A 20257-nucleotide genomic window follows, 5' to 3' on the forward strand; every position below is an offset into this window, starting at 1 on the left:
CACGACTGCCTGCTCGATATGTTCCTCCACACGGTTCTTTATGATAGGCTTACGGCGAGAAATCTCCTGCAAGGCGACTTCGCCTCCTTGTTCATACAACTCTTTGAAACGATAGAAACTGTCACGGCTGTAGCCCATAATCTTACAGGCACGTGACACGTTTCCTAATTGTTGGGAGAGCTCAAGCAATCCCAGTTTGTTCTTGATGACCTTTTCTGATGTTGTCATAACTCAATCTGTTTTCTATTACAAAATTATTCTTTTTATGCGTAACTGTCAGATTAAGTCTTGACTAATTCACTTTAAGGCATACATCGCAATTGGATTTTCCGTTTTCCTCTCTTATCTGTAATTCGTGTTAAAGAAACTGTAATTTATCTACATGAGTGGTGGTTCGCATTCCGTAATTTTGTACCATTGTAATATAAACCGCAATTATAATTAACGAAGAACAATAGTATGAGAAAGAATTTCGGGGCAAAGCCCTTTACCTATCCGCAGCCGGTGTTTATCATTGCTGCTTACGACGAAAACGGAACTCCCAATGCCATGAACGCTGCTTGGGGCGGTATCAGCGAGATGAAGGAAATCAGCATCTGCATCAGTGCAGGGCATAAGACGACTGCCAATATACTGAAACGCAAGGCGTTCACGGTGAGTATGGCGGAAGCCGGACAAGTGGTTGCCTGCGATTACGTAGGTGTCGTTTCCGGCAATAAGGTGGCGGACAAGTTTGCTCGTGCAGGTTTCCACGCCATCCGTTCGGAGTTCGTGGACGCACCGCTGATTGACGAACTTTCCGTAGCCGTAGAGTGCAGGCTGATAGACTACAATCCCGAAACCTGCATTTTGCGCGGCGAGATAGTCAATGTAAGCGTAGACGAGCGTGTGCTCGACGAAAACGGAAAAGTAGACGCTTCCAAAGTGTCTCCTATCATTTTCGACCCGTTCAACAACGATTACCTGAAAGTTGGCGAGAAGGTGGGCAATGCCTTCTCGGACGGTAAGGCATTGAAGTAATGAGATACGGGTAGCCGGGCGCAGCCCGGAGCTTTGCAGGAAGTTAACATCGTACTCCGTATGATGTTAACTTCGTATCGGCGGGATGTTAACTTATTGCACCCTAATAAGTTAATATCCTGCCGATACATATATTAACTTGTTGTAAGCGCCCAATTACGACGGAATACGACAAGAAGAAGCCCTTCGTTTATAAAGTCTGCAAAAAATAGTGATTGTATAATAAACACTTTTCGCACGGAAATTTGTACTTTTGCACTCCGTTAACGAACTCGAATAGAAAACTTTAAAAACGAAATAGAATGGCAGTAGAATTGAAAGACCTTACCAAACGTAGCGAGAATTATTCTCAATGGTACAACGAGTTGGTGGTAAAAGCCGATTTGGCAGAACAGTCGGCTGTGCGCGGATGTATGGTAATCAAGCCCTACGGATACGCAATTTGGGAGAAGATGCAGCGTCAGTTGGACGATATGTTCAAGGAAACGGGACATGTAAACGCTTATTTCCCGTTGCTTATCCCCAAATCATTCCTCAGCCGCGAAGCGGAACACGTAGAAGGCTTTGCCAAAGAATGCGCCGTAGTTACGCACTATCGTTTGAAGAACGACCCCAATGGCGGCGGCGTGGTGGTAGACCCTGCTGCGAAGCTGGAGGAGGAGCTCATTATCCGTCCTACATCGGAAACTATCATCTGGAACACCTATAAGAACTGGATAAACTCTTACCGCGACCTGCCTATCCTGTGCAACCAGTGGGCCAACGTATTCCGTTGGGAAATGCGTACCCGTCTGTTCCTGCGTACTGCCGAATTCTTGTGGCAGGAAGGCCACACGGCACACGCCACCCGCGAAGAGGCTGAGGAGGAAGCTGTACGGATGCTGAACGTGTACGGCGAGTTTGCCGAGAAATACATGGCAGTACCCGTGGTTAAGGGTGTGAAATCTGCCAACGAACGTTTTGCCGGCGCCCTCAACACCTATACCATTGAGGCGATGATGCAGGACGGCAAAGCCCTGCAAAGCGGTACTTCCCACTTCCTGGGACAGAATTTCGCCAAAGCTTTTGATGTGCAGTTCGTAAATAAAGAAAACAAGCTGGAATACGTTTGGGCTACTTCCTGGGGAGTGTCTACCCGCCTTATGGGGGCGCTTATCATGACGCATTCCGATGATAACGGCCTGGTACTTCCGCCGCATCTGGCTCCGATACAAGTAGTTATCGTGCCTATCTACAAGAATGCTGAAATGCTTGCCAAGATTGACGAAAAGGTGGCAGGTATCGTAGCCAAGCTGAAATCGCTGGGTATCTCCGTGAAGTATGACAATGCCGACAACAAGCGTCCGGGCTTCAAGTTCGCCGATTACGAGGTGAAAGGCGTTCCCGTCCGTCTGGTAATGGGTGGCCGCGACCTGGAGAACAATACAATGGAAGTGATGCGCCGCGATACGCTGGAAAAGGAAACCCGCTCTTGCGACGGTATCGAGGAATACGTGAAAGACCTGCTCGAAGAAATCCAGGCGAATATCTACAAGAAAGCGCTGGATTACCGCAACAGCCGCATTACAACGGTAGACAGTTACGACGAGTTCAAGGAAAAGATTGAGGAAGGCGGTTTCATCCTGGCTCACTGGGACGGAACGACCGAAACCGAGGAGAAGATTAAGGAAGAAACCAAAGCCACTATCCGTTGCATTCCGTTCGATTCGTTCGTGCCGGGCGACAAAGAACCGGGCAAGTGCATGGTTACCGGTAAGCCGTCGGCATGCCGTGTGATATTTGCACGTTCCTATTAAAATAGGTAAGGCTTTTCTTTCCGCGGGACGGATTTTTCCAGCCCGCGAAACAAATAAATTCATCCCGTGAGAAGAATAAATTCATCTCGCGGGATGCTTTTTTTTATCTCATGAGATGCTTTGTCTTAATGTACCGTAAGATGTTTTTTCTTTGATAACTATAAATTGCCTTACAATGTGAGACTCTGTTAAACAGTAGGATATATAAGAATATAAACTCTCTATAAATCGTATAATCGTTTATAAAAGGTTTTGCTGTAAGATAGTATATAATCACTCTTTCTTTTACTTTGTGAAATGCTTTCCTTTTACTCTCATAATATACTTTTCTTATATTCCGTGAGATGTTTTTTACCTTGTGAAATGCTTTCTTTTTTACTCTCATAATATACTTTTCTTATATTCCGTGAGACGTTTTTTACTTTGTGAAATGCTTTCCTTTTACTCTCATAATATACTTTCTCTTATATTCCGTGAGATGTTTTTTACCTTGTGAAATGCTTTCTTTTTTATCCTCATAAGATACTTCCCCTTTATTCCCGTAAGATAATCTTCCTCACCCCCCTCGGACTTCCAACAATTTCCTCATTACACGAAATCAGTAATTGAGGTTATAAATGCCGTAATTCGTCTACAAAGAGTAGTGCCGGATGTGGCTACATTTGCATCATCCCGGAACGGATGATACATTTCTTGTTTTACTTAATAAATTACGCCGATGAAAAAATTATTGAAAAGCTTTTGTGCAGCAACGGCCATGTGCTTTTGCGTTGCGGCAAATCTGTATGCAACAGACAGTAACTCTAATAACAACAACATTATGGACAAGCAATCGAACCAGTCCCCCGGGTGGGACAAAGTATTTCCGAAAAGTGACAAGGTAAATCATTCGAAGGTAACCTTCCGCAACCGTTACGGCATCACGCTCGTTGCCGATATGTATATCCCCGAAGATGCTGGAGGCAAGTTGCCCGCCATTGCCGTGAGCGGTCCGTTCGGTGCGGTCAAGGAGCAGGCTTCGGGTCTGTATGCCCAGACATTGGCAGAGCGCGGTTTCCTGACTATCGCATTCGACCCCTCGTACACCGGCGAAAGCGGCGGCGAACCCCGTTATGTGGCTTCGCCCGACATCAATACGGAAGATTTCTGTGCGGCGGTCGATTACCTTTCCACACGCGACGATGTCAATGCCGGGCGAATCGGTATCCTCGGTATCTGCGGTTGGGGCGGCATGGCGCTCAATGCGGCGGCTATGGATACCCGTATCAAGGCAACCGTCACAGCGACGATGTACGATATGAGCCGGGTGAACGCCAACGGCTATTTCGACGCTATGGATGCTGATGCACGTTATGAACTCCGCTGCCAACTCAATGCCCAGCGTACGGAAGATGCGAGAAAAGGTTCGTATGCCTTGGCGGGAGGTGTCGTAGACCCATTGCCTGCCGATGCTCCGCAGTTCGTTAAAGACTACCATGCCTATTATAAGACGGAACGCGGCTATCACGAACGCTCGCTCAACTCAAACGAGGGGTGGAATAAGACATCTGCTTTGTCGTTCATCAATATGCCCATTCTGGCATACAGCGATGAAATCCGCAGCGCGGTATTGATGATTCACGGCGAGCAGGCACATTCCCGTTATTTCAGCGAAGATGCTTTCAAGAAACTGAAGGGCGTCAACAAGGAACTGCTGATTATCCCGGGCGCTAACCATGTGGATTTGTACGACAACCTGAAAGTAATTCCCTTCGACCGGATAGAACAGTTTTTCCGGAAACATCTCAAGTAGAGGGGCAGAGACAGTTTGCCGTAACCTCCCCGCTTTTCCGCTGCCGCTTCCTTTCCCAACCGGATTGTATCCTTATGAGATGCTTTTCCTTCCACGGAAAAGTCCCTTGACTTTATAAAAACTGCGGGAAAAGTTTAATTAACGTTATGTCAAGACGTAAAGAGTAGAAAGTTAGGTAACAGGTAACGAATTGGTAACGGTGCGGGATTCTTTGAGTTTCTTCGCTCTGCGCTGATAACTTGGTACGGATGTACAAAAATAGACTGAAAATAGGAAATAAATGCGGTGTTTTTTTATAGAGGGGATTTTTGAGGGTAAATGGGTGGACGGAAAATGAAAAGGGTGCAAAAAGAGGATTGCACTGTGCATTTTTTTTGTGAGATTGTAAAACGCTGATATTCAAGGTGTATTTTATAGGTGCAGGGTACAGCTATATATAGCTGTACCCTGCACGTGCCCTATGACTTGTCTTAAAAAGAGGGTGTATGTGAGGTTTTACGAGTGGGGTTATGGCTGTTCGGAAGAAATGTATTATCTTCGTGAAAACCAAAGATAATTATATGCTGCGCTGATATGAAAACGAATAAGGCTGAAATATATAGAAATGCATTCCGGCTGTTCTTACAGGACAATTACGAGAAGGTGACGGTGGTAAAACTGGAGAAAGCTATCGGATTGTCGTGCCGGGGTATCTACCATCATACGAAGGATAAATTGGGACTGTTCAAGGCTGTTGTAGATACTTATATCTTTGAACCGCACAAGGTGGAAAACAAGTTCGTGTTTGCGGAAGATATTTCATTGCGGGACTTCCTGCAAACCTATATCGAAGGGGTGGAAAGGACAATGGATTATCTAAGCAATGAACTGGGAGTGGATAGAAAGGAATGTGCCAAATGTTATTTTCAGTTCTTGTTCCAAGCGTACAAGTATTATCCGAACTTTGTGGATAAAATGGATGCTATTTTTGAGAAAGACCAGCAAATGTGGCGAAAGATAATTGACCGGGCAATCGCAACGGGGGAAATCAGAAAGGATATTGCCACGGAAGAGGTCGTCGATATGTTCCGAATGGCACATTTGGGAATGTCCTACGTGCTGGCTTTTACCACGGGACTTGATACCGAACGATTGAAACGGCAATTTGATGCTGTATATAAACTACTGAAATGATTCTTTTGAACTGAAACTGAGTATCATTCAATCTTTTATGTGATATGTGAAGCACCTTTCGGGGTGCTTTTTTTGTGTCTGCACGAAATAAAATACAGTAAGCACTGTATTTCTGAAAGTTTGTACTATATTTGGGGAAACAATAATGATGAAATAACATGAAACTTAAAATAGTATTGATAATGGAATTACTGAGTTTAGGATTAAATACCAATGCACAACAATACGATTACGGTGAAATAGAAAAGAAGGACTTCCTATACCATTTTATCGGAGATTCTGATTCATTGGGCTTGATTGATAAGAAGTATGTGGACGCATGGTGGAACGTTTCAGATTCTACTTCGATAATCCCTTTAACCCGAAAGGAAACACGAGACATTATTAAAGCCTTTAAAAGCGGAGCGTTTGATGATACAAGTGTGATAAAACATGATGATGTTAAAAATGAAGCCGGGGAAATAATAGAATATGGTATGATAGAAAGCATATCAGTGCAAGCAGATCTTCCTCCCAAGACTTACTACATATTTGTTGGAAAAACCAAAGAACTTCCTTATAAGAATGGTCATTTTTACATGACAGACGTTACAAGTGTTTCACTCTCTAATAAATGGAAAAAGAAAGTGGATGCCATTATCAAGAAATATTGCTCTAATGAGTAGCTATCGAAAAAGAATGGATAGGAAGCGAAAAAGGATATATGAGGTGACAGGGTATCTTTGTCGCCATTGGAATAGTTGTTCACAGTGGAAGATTATGAGGGTGCGGACATGATACCCGAAAGCATTGTTCATTCGCTGACATTACCGGACGTCGGAACGGAGCTATACGAGTTTGTACGGGAAAGGCTGGTGCTGTTCAGTGAGGAACAAAGGAAGGCTGTACTACACTTTTTGGAATATCTGGAACGATGCCATGCGGAAGATTTTACGGATATATGTGTGGATGATTGGTGTTTGGCTACTCCACGCAGGGCGATTGAAAGATGGTGCAGACTTGTTACTAATGAAATATAAAATATATGAATCATGAAACGGATAGTAATAATTGTTTTGCTTGCAAGTTTCGGGCTTGCTTGCGGAGCGCAAAATACAAAGATTATGGCGGGAGAAAATAAAGCAAACAGAGTAAGGAATCAAGAGGTTCTGAAAAAATTGCCTGAACCGGGAAAAGACGTGGACGGTATTTCAGCTTTTAACTATGCCATAGGTGTAGCACTCACGCATGATATTCTAGGGGATGTGGATGCCCCGATATACAGAGAGACGTATGCCGGTTACTTAAAACAAGGATATGACTTAGGTATGCAACACAAGGAAGAACTTTTGGCTGGCGACAGTAGGGCAGCCATTAAGGAACTGGAAAAAATGGAAAATGAATACGAAGCGGACGAACGGATTTATATAAGTTCCGGATTGGCTTTGTGGGATTATTTCCGTTTTCCGCTCTTCAACATCGAGGACGTGAATCATGCCGTTGTTCATGTACTTGGGATTCTTCACGAAATTACCGACAATATAAGTGAGGATGATATGTATGCAACACTAAATAGCTTGGAAAAATGGACTGAAAAATGGGAAGATTATTCACAGCAGGAAATTGACCGGATGCTGGATGATATATTACCGTTATACAAGTTCGGTGCTTACCCCGGCGCAAATACAACTGATGCAAAAGCGTATGTGTACAGTGCAGCGGTTGTGTGTGCCAATGGTTTAAGTTTTACAGACACAGTGATATATGAACGGGACTACGCACACTATTTGCGGCAAGGATATGAAATCGGTTTACGCTATCAGGAACAAATAGCAGCAGGTGATTACACCGGATTCAAGAAGGAAACGGAACAATCTGAATTTTCCGGGGATGCAATGCATTGTATTGATTGCGGTATGTATCTGGCAGGGTATCATTGTAAGTACCGTCTTGACCAAGTGAAGCAGGCTGACCGGATAATTAACCAAACGCTAACCATGAAGCAGCAGGTGGCGACGGATTCTGACAGTACCCGAAAAATGGAGCATTTTCAAAAATGGGTGAATAACTGGAAGGAATATTTTCAAAAGGAGAATGAACGGAAGTGGAATCCGGGTGATAAATATGATGAGTTTCTTGCCCGGTATAATGCAGATTCGTCTAATCCCGCTTATTTTGAACGCAGGGTTATATCGGATTCGGATGAAGACAATTACAATCCCATTGTCAAAGGGTATAGTGTATTGGAATTGCCGTGGGAAAGCGAAGGCGAGCCGGACTATCCGCATATCCAGCTTACCCGTAAAGATGTCGGTACTACGTTGAATCTTGACGGTGTGGATTTTCAACTGGTTAGGTTCAATAAAGGATTCACAATAAAACTTGCCGCAGCGGATGAAGAAAAGATTTATCATTGGGAGATTTATCTGGTTCGTGATGACAAGATATTCAGACCAAGCAACTGTGGCTACCGATTATATCACGATGATTCTTCGTTTCCGGAAAAGAAATTCTATGTTGGTTGTAGAGTGGATTCAATTTGGCTTTATAGTCCGCAACACGAAACGAGTACAGAATATTATATCGTTGATTGAGAATAGAACATGCAAAATATGAAAATACTGATTATCGTTATGGGAATATTGGGGATATTCTCTTCCTGTACAAACAGAAAGGAAAATTCAACAGAAGAGAAACAATCAATCCTAAAGGAAGTCAAGATGAAGAAAGATAGTTCTTGTTTTGACACTGATACGCTGCCTACCGATACTGGCTGTTCTAACAAGGATAATGACACTATTGGAGCATATAATAAAAGGATTGATATTGAAGCCTTTTATCGGTATTGTAATGATTTTGATAATGGTTCTTCTTTTACAAGATTACCCAATGGTACTCTAAAAGAAAGAGGCAAGTACATTTATTCTGATACGGCATTTTATTTGATAGATTATCCTAAAGACTCTTATTTGTGCTATGAAAATGAATACTACGGGAATGGTAATATCAAATCGGAAAGAACTCGAATAATATATGGTGATATGTATGTCGGTACTTCTCGTTATTATTCCATAAACGGAAAATTGAAGGAAGAAGTAAACGAGGACGAAGGTTATTCTTTCACTATTGAGGAACTAATGCACCTTTTAAAAAAGAAAGGGATAAATATTCCCAAGGGGGCTAAATTGGTAAATGGTTATATTGACACGCATTATAAAATACGTAAACATTTAGACCCTGAGCAACCCGGATATGAGGTATGGTATTCATTAGACCCGCAAAAAGATTCAATATTCGCAATGGCACAAGATTCAGTATTTACAATCAGCGGTAAAGATGGTTCTATTATAGACGAATCTCGTTATATACTTGAATATAATTAAATACAAAAAGATGATTACACAGGAAATAAAAACAGCTTTTGGTGATATGCCTTATCCGGGTACGGAGTGTATAGCGAATGACTTGGAAGGGAATGATTTGGAACGAAAGCAGATAAAAGAAGAGTTCAGCGGTTATGAGAACTGGCAGGATGTACCCCGTGAATTGCTCCTGCAGGAACGGGATGCGTTGCCTTTATTTGCTCCACAGGGGTTCAGATTCTATCTTCCAGCGTATATGTTGTTCACAGTGGAAGATTATGAGGGTGCGGACATGATACCCGAAAGCATTGTTCATTCGCTGACATTACCGGATGCCGGAACGGAGCTATACGAGTTTGTACGGGAAAGGCTGGTGCTGTTCAGTGAGGAACAAAGGAAGGCTGTACTATACTTTTTGGAATATCTGGAACAATGCCATGCGGAAGATTTTACGGATATATGTGTGGGCGATTGGTGTTCGGCTACTCCACGCAGGGCGATTGAAAGATGGTGGAAGTGCTTTGGAATAACTAATTAGAAAGTTTATAACATTAAAAACTCCTGTAATTTGATAATTAGGAAGTGAAATATTTAGTCTGACATTAATGTACAAATGAAACAAGAAAAACAAGATATGGAAATCGAATAAACAGTAATTAAATGAATAAAAAGATGAAAATAGCATTGGTTATAATCGCCATTATTTTGACGGTAGTGGTGTTTTGTGCATTGAATAGGTCGATGTCTATTTCAGTAGAAATAGGCATGAATGATGGTATAGGTGTACTTTTTTATATTGTTGTGTTAGTTATTGCAACACTATGTTTTGCAGCAATATTAATTGTGTCCGTATTTAAATGCTCCTCGATGGTGTCGTTAGGTGTTATATGGGGCATTACGATACTGTTGTACTCTATCCATCCGATAAGTGCAGCAATAGACATTAAACAAAGACAGGCAAAGGCTGCCTTAGAGGAAGAATTTTACAGAGTAGTAAAGGATAAATCAACTTCGTGGGAAGAGTTTCGGTTGATAGTCAAGCAGATTGAGTATGATTTAAATGTAAAGCGATACCGTTTTTTTGAGAAACTTACAGCAGATAATGGAATCTTCTTTCAACTTCTGTATAACAAACGGTTTGATTTTGCTGACAAAGCAATCGAAGAAGGGTTTAATATCCGTGATTACAATATGACGGAGTATCTTAGTCGTGCATACCAATCAAGAGAACAGCAAGATACCACCCGCCTTGACCAAATTGAATTTCTACTTTCGAAAGGGTGTGATATTAACGCTATCAGCTCAGAAGAGATGAAAGGTAACAGTCTCAATATAACATTGCTATATGAAGATAATAGGAGTGCTCAATTTCTTCTTGACAAAGGGATTGACCTTAATATACCCGGCAGCATCTCTCCAATTGCTGTTGCTGCGTGGAAAAACAATATAGTTATGGTGAAACAGTTATTAGCAAAAGGGGTTGATATAAACATACTCGGCACAACAAAGGTAGGCACACCGCTGACATTCTGTGCAAGCAGGGCGAATAAGGAGGTGGTAGAATTACTGCTTAAGAGTGGAGCCACTGTAAACGCAGTAGATAACATAGGTGAAACAGCTCTTATGAAAGCACTTGATTATAATAAAGATATAACTGTTGCCGAAGCTCTTATCAGAAGTGGTGCAGATGTAGATATTCTTGATAAATACGGGCATGATGCTATCTACAATATCACCCAATGTGGCTCTTATGCTGAAGATAGAATAAAACTGCTTGTAAAATCAGGGGCGATATTAACTAGAACATATCCGAATGGTAAAACACTCCATGAGATAGCTACAGAGAAAGGTGTTGTTCATTGTTTATCCGAATAGAATAGTTCGCAAAATAACGAAAACGAATATGGAAACAACATCAACATTAAGCCAAGAACTGCTGCGAGCAGCGGTGGCGGCAGAACCAGAGATTGCGGAGAGGATGCAAGCTCTGGTGGAAACAATGGAAGGAATGATACGAAGCAAGCAGGATGCCGGGGAATTTGCCGGGTTGGAACAGTTTGCCGAGGACGGACTGGTGATGCGGTTCGTGTTAGATACGCTGAATAAGTTGCCGGAAGCGGTAACGTACAGCGACAAGGATTTCGAAGCGTATGTGATGTTGGTTACCCTGTCACAAGAAGATGCGGCACTGCGGTATGTGTTCCGGTTATCGAGTTGGTATATCAACTACGGGTGCAACAGGGAACTGCTATATTTGTGCAGAATACTGTCCCTCTATCCGGAACGAGGGTATCTGCACGGAGTGTATAACCGACTGGCGCAGTATGTGCAGCAAATGAAACGGAAACGTCCGCATTGTACCAAGAGCGAGGAATTGCCGAAAGGTGCAACGGAACTGGAAGTACCTGTTGCCCGTGCGAAGGTAAAGGAAATGACGGGTGAAGAGTTGTTGCAGGCAGAGGTGTATCTGGGAATGGTAAAGAATAAAAGGCTCGTGGAGAAGGTTACGAAGCACTACACGAAGGCTAAGAACACGGGACATCTGGCTGACCTTTGCGGGTACAGCCTAAGCACTTTCCGGCGGCTGTTCCGTGAAGAGTTCCGTACTACTCCCCATGAATGGCTGAAAGGACTGCGGAAAGACAAGGTGAAGAACCTGCTCACACAAACAGACTTGCCGCTGCTGGAAGTGGCAGAGGTATGCGGTTTGTGTCGCAATCGTACCTGACGGAGTTCTGCCAGATGAATTTCGGGGCAAGTCCGGGTGAGATACGGAAAAATTGATAACTTTTCTTGTAGTTGGGCGATTATCGAAAAAGAGCGGACGGAAAAAGTAATGTTCGGATTGCCGGTAACTTTGTAGCAACTATATACTTTATTGTACCAACGATTGTATATACCAACTGATTAAATAATATTGGATTCAAATAAATGTATTTCCGTACTCAAGTTTACATTTGATTGAATCCAATATTATTATGCACTTCAAAAATTTAATATTTAATTTCTTTGGTATATATAATCAGATATCTCACCAAAATATATAATGTATATAATATGTATAAAGCGGATATCCCTCCTATGATATAATGTTTGGCTCTAATTATATCTTCATTGTTATATGGAATAAATAGTGTAACAAAATACAAAACTAAAGAAACAATGGCAAGTATGATAATATGTCTATTCAAGTATTTTAGTTTATTCATATACTCAATAGCAAACTTTTGCTCTGTATTCAAATAAGTAGAGGGCTTTTCCTGTATCTTTGCTTCATGAGTTATTGCTTTAAAATAGCCACGCTTGGATACAATGAATGAATAGACTACTGTAAAGATAGTCATTTCAACACCGAACATAGTTAAAGCAAATGTACCGATATTTTTCAATATTACTATTATAACATCATTCATTACTATAAAATTGGCGTGCTGCTCCACGAACTTTCTCTAAAATAAAATCCGAATTATACATTCTTGGGAAATCAGATAATAACATATTTGTTTCATAGTTGTAGATTTGTTCAATAGCATCTTTCAGTGTTTGTTCTTTATTCTGCTTATGAACATATTTCAACTCTTGGTTATCAACAAATGAAACTACAATTTTGCGTTCCAAATATGGCTTATCATTTTGATTATTAACATATTCTTCGACATCTTCGGCTGGTATATCATGATATTCGAATTTTTTAACTTCCTTTATTGTGGACTTAACTTGGACACCTCTGATGTCTAATCGTTCATTTTCATTATTAGTAACAATAACATATTGAGCAACTAACTTTGGAATTAAACTTTCTCTGCGTATAAGTTCATTTGCCGTATGTGATTTGACATTCTTTATTTTGAGCTTCAAAATACGTTTTAAAACCATTTTGACAGTGCTGATTACGTCTACATCTGTCTTACCAGGGTCTATATAAACAAAAGTAATCCAGTTATTTGAGACTTCAGTACCTCTTGTATCAATATTAGGATATAAAACAGCACAATTATATTGAGTTGCCAATTTATCATCCTGTTTTACAACTGAGGTATTAACTCCTTCAACAGCTAAATCTGTAAATCCTTGTTTTTTCTCAGAAATACGTAATAAAAGAACAGGTTTATCACCATCAAAATATTGGTCATAATCAATGTGGTAAATCTCCTTTATTATACTTTTTCCTCTTAAAACATTTGAAATTTTAGAGTCTTCTTCCCTATTATTATAAGCATCTATAATATTTCTCATATTATTGACCATTTCTAAATAGGTACTTACTACATTAGTAGGTTCAGTTAAAGGTTCCGAAATATATGCTGGAATCTTAATCGTCTTCATTTCTACTTCATTATCATTTCTTGGCATAGTATTAATTTGTTAAGTGTTAAATCACAAATATACTAAGTTATTTAATAGAGGCAAAAACAAAGGTCAAAAAATAGTGTATCACATCACTAAATACTATGAATGTTCAATCATAAAAGAAGTTCATTCCTTTTTATTTATTTGTTTGTTTGTTTGTTCATCCTCTTGTTCATCACTCATTATTTTAGTAATTTCCAGTTGCAAGGTGTTCTCTAAAGTTTCATTTAGAGTTTCTGTAAGAGTTTTCATATCTGTATATTCTTGATTAACATTAAGATGGTATTATTAACTTTAAAAATGAATTTATGATAGTTGGGCAAAATTCGTGGTGGTATATGTAGCCTATGGAAATGGGAAAATTGTCGCAGTTGGGAGTAATTGCTATATAGCAACTTTTACTGATGGAAACAATTGGACTACACCGAAACAGCTTATGAATGACGGAAATGCGTGGTATGCTGTTGCATACGGCAATAGAAAATTTATCGTAGTGGGATGCGGAACTTATAACGGTGGTGGATATATTATAACCTTGGATGATGGGCTTAATTGGTCATCTCCTGAACAGTTAGATGCCACTAATACACTCTATGGAGTTTGCGCAATATAAATTTCCATAGTTCTTGAATTACATATCAAGCATTAGTAGGGCATGCTGGAAAACTGGCATGCCCTATTATTTTTTGTAAAACATATGATTCATGCTATAAATATAAGTAACACAGATAGTATTACATAATTTATTCTTTATTGGAAGATGTTCCATTTGCTTGGATAGGATTTTCTTTCATTTTTATTTCTTTTTGAGCAAAAGACTGATTTATATAGTTTAATGTTTTTTGAAAAGATTGTGTCAGATCTTCACTTGCTTTCAATTGATTAGTAAAATATACAGGAAGATAGAATCTGTCTATCTCAGTCTGCTTCAAATTTCCATATCCTACAGCCATAGACATCTCAGAAAGTAAATCAAGTAGAAATGAATTACTTGTTTCAAAATGTGGTGATTTGTTATTTAAACTATCAAGATATTCTCTCCAAGCATGCCTAACTTTTATATTATCTTGAAAAACAACATCTATAGTATTTAAAGCATCAATCCATTCTTTTGTTATAGGATTAGATTTTCTATTCGCCATCAATGTTAAAAACAGATTAAGTTAAGCATCTTTCTTAGTTCTCCGATCTTGATATTTTATACCTAATACCCATACTATAATTGGTATTATAGCTACAGCTATAATCTGTCCAATACCGATTAAAAGTTGTAACTTCTCCATGTTGTTCATCTCATTTAGTTTTTTATAAAATTCTATTTTGTTTCAGATATTAAGAAAATATGTCGTCTGATAATTATCAAATATCAAATGGTATACCAAAATAGAAAATGTATCTTTATATGTAATATTATTTCTTTTTAATGGATATTAAACAGAATATATCTGACAAAAAGTCAGGTTGCTTATCTTGAAACAGAAAACATGGAAACTTTTTGTTAGAAAATATTAGAAGAATTACTGAATACTACAATGAAACCACAAAGAAAATAATTAAAAAAATGACTGATGTGACTTTTAACAATGCTAATATACTAAGTCGCAGATTGGTACATTAAAGTCTAACCAGTCATTATACACAATCATTGATACAATAAAGTATATTAGTTGCATTTTTTTTCTGTAAAACCTTCACCATTTCTATAATAGTAACATTCTTAATCGTTTTAGTTCCTTTTAAATTAGGTTGAGAAGGCAAATCTCCACGCTCAATCAAAACTTCAATTTTTTTATCTTGAGTATCGACTTTTTTTTTAACTTATTATAGAGTTTACTACTGATTCATAGATTGGTAGAAGAGCATCTGCTGGTGTTAAATCAACAGCGTCAATTATATTTTGGGCAGGGAGAATCATAGATATACTTATTTAGAGTAAATTTGATATATACGAAAGTACGGAATTTTATTTGATGAAGAAATTTTTTTGCTCTTTTTCATTCTAAGTTATATGAAAAATGAGTTATAGAGAGAGTTTGAAAAAATCAAGACTTTATTTTCCATACTAAACCTACTTGTTTTTAAGCTAAACTTTGCTTTACGCCTAATCCCTATTTATGAGATAAAAATGTAACCCTTTCCACATACTTCTGAAATAGTTTCGGGGCATTTTTGTATCGTCAAAAGAAAGGAGATACGAATATGAAACTGAATAGAAACGATTATACCGTAGAGGCGGCAGCCGGCGGTGGTTTTTACGCTTATTTTATGAATAACCTCTTGTGCAGCGCTTACGGCGATACGCCGGACGAGGCCTGCGAAAACCTGGAACGGGTTGTAGACGATTTCGTCAGCGACATGTATATGGTCGAGGAATTCGTATGAATGCATGTCGATACGAAGATATTTCATCCTTTTTTACGTATAATAATTCCATAAATTCTCTTGGAGAAGCCATACCTGTGCGATACCGGTATGGCTTTTTTATTCTGAATGTCACACTCCTTACACCTTTCCGTAACATTGGAAAGCGACATTTGTATCGGTTAAGAGCACGATTATCATAAATTATAGTATTTCGGATTAAACCCATACATCGATGAAAGTTCTTTTTATTGTCCAGGGAGAAGGGCGGGGGCATCTTACCCAAGCCATTAGCATGGAAAGGCTCCTGCGCCGCAACGGGTATGAAGTAGTGGAAGTGCTGGTAGGGAAAAGCAATTCCCGCCATTTGCCCGGTTTCTTCAACCGCAGCATTCAGGCTCCGGTAAAGCGTTTCCTCAGCCCCAATTTCCTGCCGACACCTGCCAACAAACGGGCGAGCCTTTCGCGCAGCGTGGCATATAATATGGTACGGATACCCGTCTATCTGCGCAGCATGCGTTACATCCGCCGGCGTATCGAGGAAACCGGCGCCGAGCTGGTTATCAACTTTTACGAACTCCTGACCGGACTGACCTACCTGCTGTTTCGTCCGTCCGTACCCCAAATCAGCATCGGACACCAATACCTTTTTCTGCACCGTGATTTCGAGTTTCCCGACAAGAAATGGTATAACCTGTGGCTTCTGCGCCTTTTTACCCGGCTTACCTGTATTGGTGCGGCCTGGAAATTTGCACTCTCGTTCCGTGAAATGGAGGATGACGAACGAGCCCGTATCCGTGTCATGCCACCGCTGCTCCGCCATGAGGTACTCTCCTGCGAAAGTACGGAGGGCAATTATTTGCATGGATACATGGTGAATGCCGGTTTCGGCAACAGCATCGAGGCATGGCACGGCGAGCATCCGCAGGTCCCGCTCCATTTCTTCTGGGACAAGCAGGACGAGGCGGAAGTATGCAGGATGGACGATACCCTGAGCTTTCACCGGATTGACGATGTGAAATTCCTCCGTTACATGGCAGGATGTAAGGCCTATGCTACGACAGCGGGTTTCGAATCCGTTTGCGAAGCGATGTACCTGGGCAAGCCGATGCTAATGGTTCCTGCACATATCGAGCAGGATTGCAATGCGTACGATGCAGTCCGTGCGGGGGCGGGCATCGTTTCCGACGACTTCGACTTACAGCAATTGCTAGACTTTTCCGAAACTTATCGGCCGGACATGTGTTTCCGTTATTGGGTGCGGAGCTGCGACTGGCGAATCATGCACCTCATAGAAACGGGAATGCCTGCACCGCACTACCCAGGCGAGGCTTTCCCTTATCCGTATTGTAACACGCCAGACATAGTATTGTAATATGTGTTGCATACTTTTGCCGGCGAATCATTGATAAATGTACACAGATGATTAGTAAAAAGACACTATCCGAAGCGTATGTAGACCGCGATTTGAGCTGGATGTACTTCAACCGGCGCATCTTGCAGGAGGCTGTCAAGCCGCAGGTTCCCTTATTGGAACGGCTGAGCTTTCTCGGCATTTATTCCAATAACCTCGATGAGTTTTTTCGTGTCCGCATGGCAACGCTCGGCCGCATAGCCGAGTGCGGCGACAAGAGCCTGCGTTCGGAACGGGAGCATGCCCGGCAGCTCATCAAGCACATCAATAAGCTGAACAACAAGTATGCCCGGGAGTACGAACACGCTATCCACGAGGTAACCCGCCGGCTGCGCGAGGAGAATATCTTCCTGCTGAAAGAAGACGAGCTGGACGAGGAGCAGCAGCAATTCGTACGCCGGTTCTACCGCCGGAAGCTGAGCGGTTTCATCAGCCCCGTATGGCTCTCGGCAGTCCGGCAACTGACCGATGAGACGGACGAGAACATTTACCTGGCCGTTAAGTTGCAGGCACGGAGCCGGAAAAGTTCCGACTATGCGCTGATTGCCCTGCCCGTGGCCGAATGCGGACGCTTCGTGCGCTTGCCGGATAAGGAAGGCAGGAATTATCTGATGTACCTGGACGATGTAATCCGCTACTGCCTGCCAATGATTTTCTCCGGGCTGGACTATGTTTCCTTCAAGGCCTATGCCTTCAAGTTCACGAAAGACGCGGAAATGGAGATAGACAACGACCTGCGGAACGGCATGCTGCAAAAGATATCCAAAGGGGTAAAGAGCCGCAGGAAAGGCGATGCCCTGCGGGTAATTCATGATGCCTCCATGCCGAAAGACTTGTTGAAGCGGGTTCTGGACAAGCTGAACCTGGACAAGCTGGATACGGTGCTGGGAGGCGGACGCTATCACAACCACAAAGACCTGATGTCGTTTCCGGACTGCGGCCGCAGCGACCTGAAATATCCCGTATGGGAACCCGTTGCAAAGCCGGAGCTGGACAGCGATGAGAGCCTGCTGAAACTCATACGGAAAGGCGACCGGTTTATCCATGTGCCGTACCACAGTTTCGATTATTATATCCGTGTGTTGCAGGAGGCGGCGGTCAGCAAGGAAGTAAAAAGTATCAAGACGACACTTTACCGCCTCGCCAAAGATTCCAAAGTGGTGAAGGCTCTTATCTGCGCTGCCCGCAACGGGAAGAAGGTGACGGTGGTTATCGAGCTGCTGGCACGTTTCGACGAGGCGTCGAACATCGGGTGGTCTAAAAAGATGCAGGATGCGGGCATCCATGTCATCTTCGGGGTGGAAGGCTTGAAAGTACATTCCAAGATTACCCATATCGGCATGAAGAAAGGGAGCGACATCGCCTGCATCAGTACGGGAAATTTCCACGAAGGTAATGCGCGCATGTACACCGATTATATGCTGATGACTGCTGCCCGCAATGTGGTGCACGACGTCGATTCCGTGTTTACATTCATCGAGAAGCCTTATTTGCCCGTGCACTTCAAGGGGCTGCTGGTTTCGCCCAATGAGATGAAGCGGAAATTCGTCAAGCTGATAAACGACGAAATCAAGAACAGGCAGGCGGGCAAGCCGGCTTACATCCTCGTCAAGATAAACCATATTACGGACATGACTATGGTGAGGAAACTCTACGAGGCCTCTGCCAACGGTGTCCCCGTGAGCCTGCTGGTACGCGGTAACTGCTCTTTGACGACGGGCATTCCGGGCGTGAGCGATACGATACGTATCAACGGCATCATAGACCGCTACCTGGAACACTCGCGCATCTTTATTTTCGCGGCGGGAGGAGAGGACAAGACTTTCATCGGTTCTGCCGACTGGATGCCGCGCAACCTGGACAACCGGGTGGAAGTGGTGGCGCCCGTGTACGACCCGCGGATAAAAGCCGACTTACGCAAGGTCATCGAATTCGGCCTTCGCGACAACTGCCAGGGGAGCATCGTCGACGGAAGCGGCGAGAACCGTCCCTGGATTGCAGAGGACGATGCCCCGTTCCGCTCGCAGGAGGAACTTTATAAGAGCTACAAAGGATAAAGCATTTTAAAAAACAAGTGAAAAGGATGAATGGTAAATGTTATGCCGCTATCGATATCGGCTCCAATGCCGTGCGGCTGCTTATTAAGAAAGTAAAAGAGGACGAGAACCTGGTAAGCAGGCGTCTTGTCAAGGCGATTCTCCTGCGTGTACCGTTACGGCTGGGTTTCGATGTGTTCGCTTTGGGCGAGGTTTCCGATGTGAAAGCCGTGAAGTTACGCCGGCTGATGAAGGCTTTCCGCCAGTTGATGAAGATATACGAGGTGACAGATTACCGTGCCTGCGCCACCTCCGCCATGCGCGATGCGAAGAACGGGAAAGCCATTATCAAGAGAATTCTGAAAGATACGGGCATCGATATCGAGGTCATCGACGGACAGGAAGAAGCGCGGATGATATACAATAACCATATAGAATGCCTGGAAGACCGCACGGGCAACTATATATACGTGGATGTGGGCGGCGGCAGCACGGAAATCAACCTGCTTGCCAACGGTGAGCTGGTACAGTCCCTTTCCTATAATATAGGTACGGTGCGCATGCTGAGCAATGCCGTCAGGGAAGAAACCTGGCAGCAGATGAAAGACGATTTGCAACGCCTGACCGCCGGTTTCCAGGAGGTCAACATCATTGGTTCGGGCGGAAACATCAACAAGCTGTACCGCCTTGCCGGTAAAAAGGACAAGAAGAAATTGCGCCTGCCCGTTCCTACTTTGCAGGCTTTGTACGACGAGTTGAAGCCGCTTACCCCCGAACAGCGCATGGAAGCTTTCGGTCTGAAAGCCGACCGTGCGGATGTAATCGTGCCTGCTGCGGAGATATTCCTCACGATTGCCGGGATTGTGAAAGCGGAGTATATACATGTGCCCGTTATAGGGCTGGCAGACGGCATCATCGACAGCTTGTACGCCAAGAGCCTGCCGCCCGCCGGTGAGGTGCGTTGAGGCGTTTTC

General features: G+C 42.5%; 21 protein-coding genes. 16 read left to right on the top strand and 5 right to left on the bottom strand.

The window, feature by feature from the left end:
• The coding region (locus tag C233_RS0116470; protein WP_018667924.1) for a helix-turn-helix domain-containing protein at positions 1–228 on the bottom strand (228 nt) is incomplete at its 3' end.
• 231 nt (positions 229–459) lie between these two features.
• Here C233_RS0116470 and C233_RS0116475 point away from each other — a divergent pair.
• From C233_RS0116475 to C233_RS0116530, 11 genes are all read left to right on the top strand, one after another.
• Positions 460–1020, top strand: a complete 561-nt coding sequence (locus C233_RS0116475; RefSeq protein WP_018668654.1) for a flavin reductase family protein — start codon at positions 460–462, stop codon at positions 1018–1020.
• Between the two features lie 302 nt (positions 1021–1322).
• Positions 1323–2816 carry a proline--tRNA ligase gene (proS, locus tag C233_RS0116480; RefSeq protein WP_018668655.1) on the top strand — a complete coding sequence of 498 codons (1494 nt, stop codon included), beginning with the start codon at positions 1323–1325 and terminating at the stop codon, positions 2814–2816.
• 718 nt (positions 2817–3534) lie between these two features.
• Positions 3535–4608 carry an alpha/beta hydrolase gene (locus tag C233_RS0116490; protein WP_025069014.1) on the top strand — a complete coding sequence of 358 codons (1074 nt, stop codon included), beginning with the start codon at positions 3535–3537 and terminating at the stop codon, positions 4606–4608.
• Between the two features lie 573 nt (positions 4609–5181).
• The gene (locus tag C233_RS0116495) at positions 5182–5781 is read left to right on the top strand and encodes a TetR/AcrR family transcriptional regulator (RefSeq protein WP_018668659.1); all 600 of its coding nucleotides are present in this window, start codon (positions 5182–5184) and stop codon (positions 5779–5781) included.
• A 158-nt stretch (positions 5782–5939) separates the two neighbouring features.
• Positions 5940–6446, top strand: a complete 507-nt coding sequence (locus C233_RS0116500; RefSeq protein ID WP_018668660.1) for a hypothetical protein — start codon at positions 5940–5942, stop codon at positions 6444–6446.
• Positions 6447–6530: 84 nt separating this feature from the next.
• Positions 6531–6800 (top strand): hypothetical protein, encoded by a 270-nt coding sequence (locus tag C233_RS24225; RefSeq protein ID WP_034778168.1) that lies wholly within the window; start codon positions 6531–6533, stop codon positions 6798–6800.
• Positions 6801–6812: 12 nt separating this feature from the next.
• Positions 6813–8354: a hypothetical protein gene (locus C233_RS0116510; RefSeq protein WP_018668661.1), complete on the top strand. Its 1542-nt coding sequence runs from the start codon at positions 6813–6815 to the stop codon at positions 8352–8354.
• Positions 8355–8372: 18 nt separating this feature from the next.
• The gene (locus C233_RS0116515) at positions 8373–9143 is read left to right on the top strand and encodes a hypothetical protein (protein WP_025069016.1); all 771 of its coding nucleotides are present in this window, start codon (positions 8373–8375) and stop codon (positions 9141–9143) included.
• A 10-nt stretch (positions 9144–9153) separates the two neighbouring features.
• Positions 9154–9660, top strand: a complete 507-nt coding sequence (locus C233_RS0116520; protein WP_128081962.1) for a DUF6714 family protein — start codon at positions 9154–9156, stop codon at positions 9658–9660.
• A 122-nt stretch (positions 9661–9782) separates the two neighbouring features.
• Positions 9783–10997, top strand: a complete 1215-nt coding sequence (locus C233_RS0116525; RefSeq protein WP_018668664.1) for an ankyrin repeat domain-containing protein — start codon at positions 9783–9785, stop codon at positions 10995–10997.
• A gap of 28 nt (positions 10998–11025) precedes the next feature.
• Complete coding sequence (locus C233_RS0116530; RefSeq protein ID WP_018668665.1) at positions 11026–11850, top strand: helix-turn-helix domain-containing protein; 825 nt, start codon at positions 11026–11028, stop codon at positions 11848–11850.
• A gap of 677 nt (positions 11851–12527) precedes the next feature.
• Here the strand turns inward: C233_RS0116530 and C233_RS0116540 are convergent.
• The gene (locus C233_RS0116540; RefSeq protein WP_025069018.1) at positions 12528–13475 is read right to left on the bottom strand and encodes a hypothetical protein; all 948 of its coding nucleotides are present in this window, start codon (positions 13473–13475) and stop codon (positions 12528–12530) included.
• Between the two features lie 123 nt (positions 13476–13598).
• Positions 13599–13724, bottom strand: coding sequence for a hypothetical protein (locus C233_RS24985; protein ID WP_018668668.1), 126 nt, complete (start codon positions 13722–13724; stop codon positions 13599–13601).
• 184 nt (positions 13725–13908) lie between these two features.
• Between C233_RS24985 and C233_RS24230 the strand changes: the two genes are divergently transcribed.
• Complete coding sequence (locus C233_RS24230) at positions 13909–14085, top strand: hypothetical protein (protein ID WP_018668669.1); 177 nt, start codon at positions 13909–13911, stop codon at positions 14083–14085.
• A 130-nt stretch (positions 14086–14215) separates the two neighbouring features.
• Here the strand turns inward: C233_RS24230 and C233_RS22800 are convergent, their stop codons facing one another.
• Both C233_RS22800 and C233_RS25180 read right to left on the bottom strand, forming a co-directional pair.
• Positions 14216–14614, bottom strand: coding sequence for a DUF6680 family protein (locus tag C233_RS22800; RefSeq protein WP_018668670.1), 399 nt, complete (start codon positions 14612–14614; stop codon positions 14216–14218).
• A 21-nt stretch (positions 14615–14635) separates the two neighbouring features.
• The gene (locus C233_RS25180; protein WP_425248235.1) at positions 14636–14755 is read right to left on the bottom strand and encodes a DUF6680 family protein; all 120 of its coding nucleotides are present in this window, start codon (positions 14753–14755) and stop codon (positions 14636–14638) included.
• 916 nt (positions 14756–15671) lie between these two features.
• On the opposite strand from C233_RS25180, the gene C233_RS0116560 reads away from it, so the two are divergent.
• The 4 genes from C233_RS0116560 to C233_RS0116575 all read left to right on the top strand — a co-directional run bounded on the left by C233_RS0116560 (position 15672) and on the right by C233_RS0116575 (position 20248).
• Positions 15672–15854 (top strand): type II toxin-antitoxin system HicB family antitoxin, encoded by a 183-nt coding sequence (locus C233_RS0116560; protein ID WP_018668672.1) that lies wholly within the window; start codon positions 15672–15674, stop codon positions 15852–15854.
• A gap of 214 nt (positions 15855–16068) precedes the next feature.
• A complete protein-coding gene (locus C233_RS0116565) occupies positions 16069–17208 on the top strand; it encodes a glycosyltransferase family protein (protein WP_018668673.1) in 1140 nt (379 codons plus the stop codon).
• A 47-nt stretch (positions 17209–17255) separates the two neighbouring features.
• Positions 17256–19304 carry an RNA degradosome polyphosphate kinase gene (locus tag C233_RS0116570; RefSeq protein ID WP_018668674.1) on the top strand — a complete coding sequence of 683 codons (2049 nt, stop codon included), beginning with the start codon at positions 17256–17258 and terminating at the stop codon, positions 19302–19304.
• Between the two features lie 26 nt (positions 19305–19330).
• Positions 19331–20248 (top strand): Ppx/GppA phosphatase family protein, encoded by a 918-nt coding sequence (locus C233_RS0116575; protein ID WP_018668675.1) that lies wholly within the window; start codon positions 19331–19333, stop codon positions 20246–20248.
• The last annotated feature ends 9 nt before the right edge of the window (positions 20249–20257 follow it).

Source organism: Bacteroides gallinarum DSM 18171 = JCM 13658 (genome assembly GCF_000374365.1).
GTDB lineage: Bacteria > Bacteroidota > Bacteroidia > Bacteroidales > Bacteroidaceae > Bacteroides > Bacteroides gallinarum.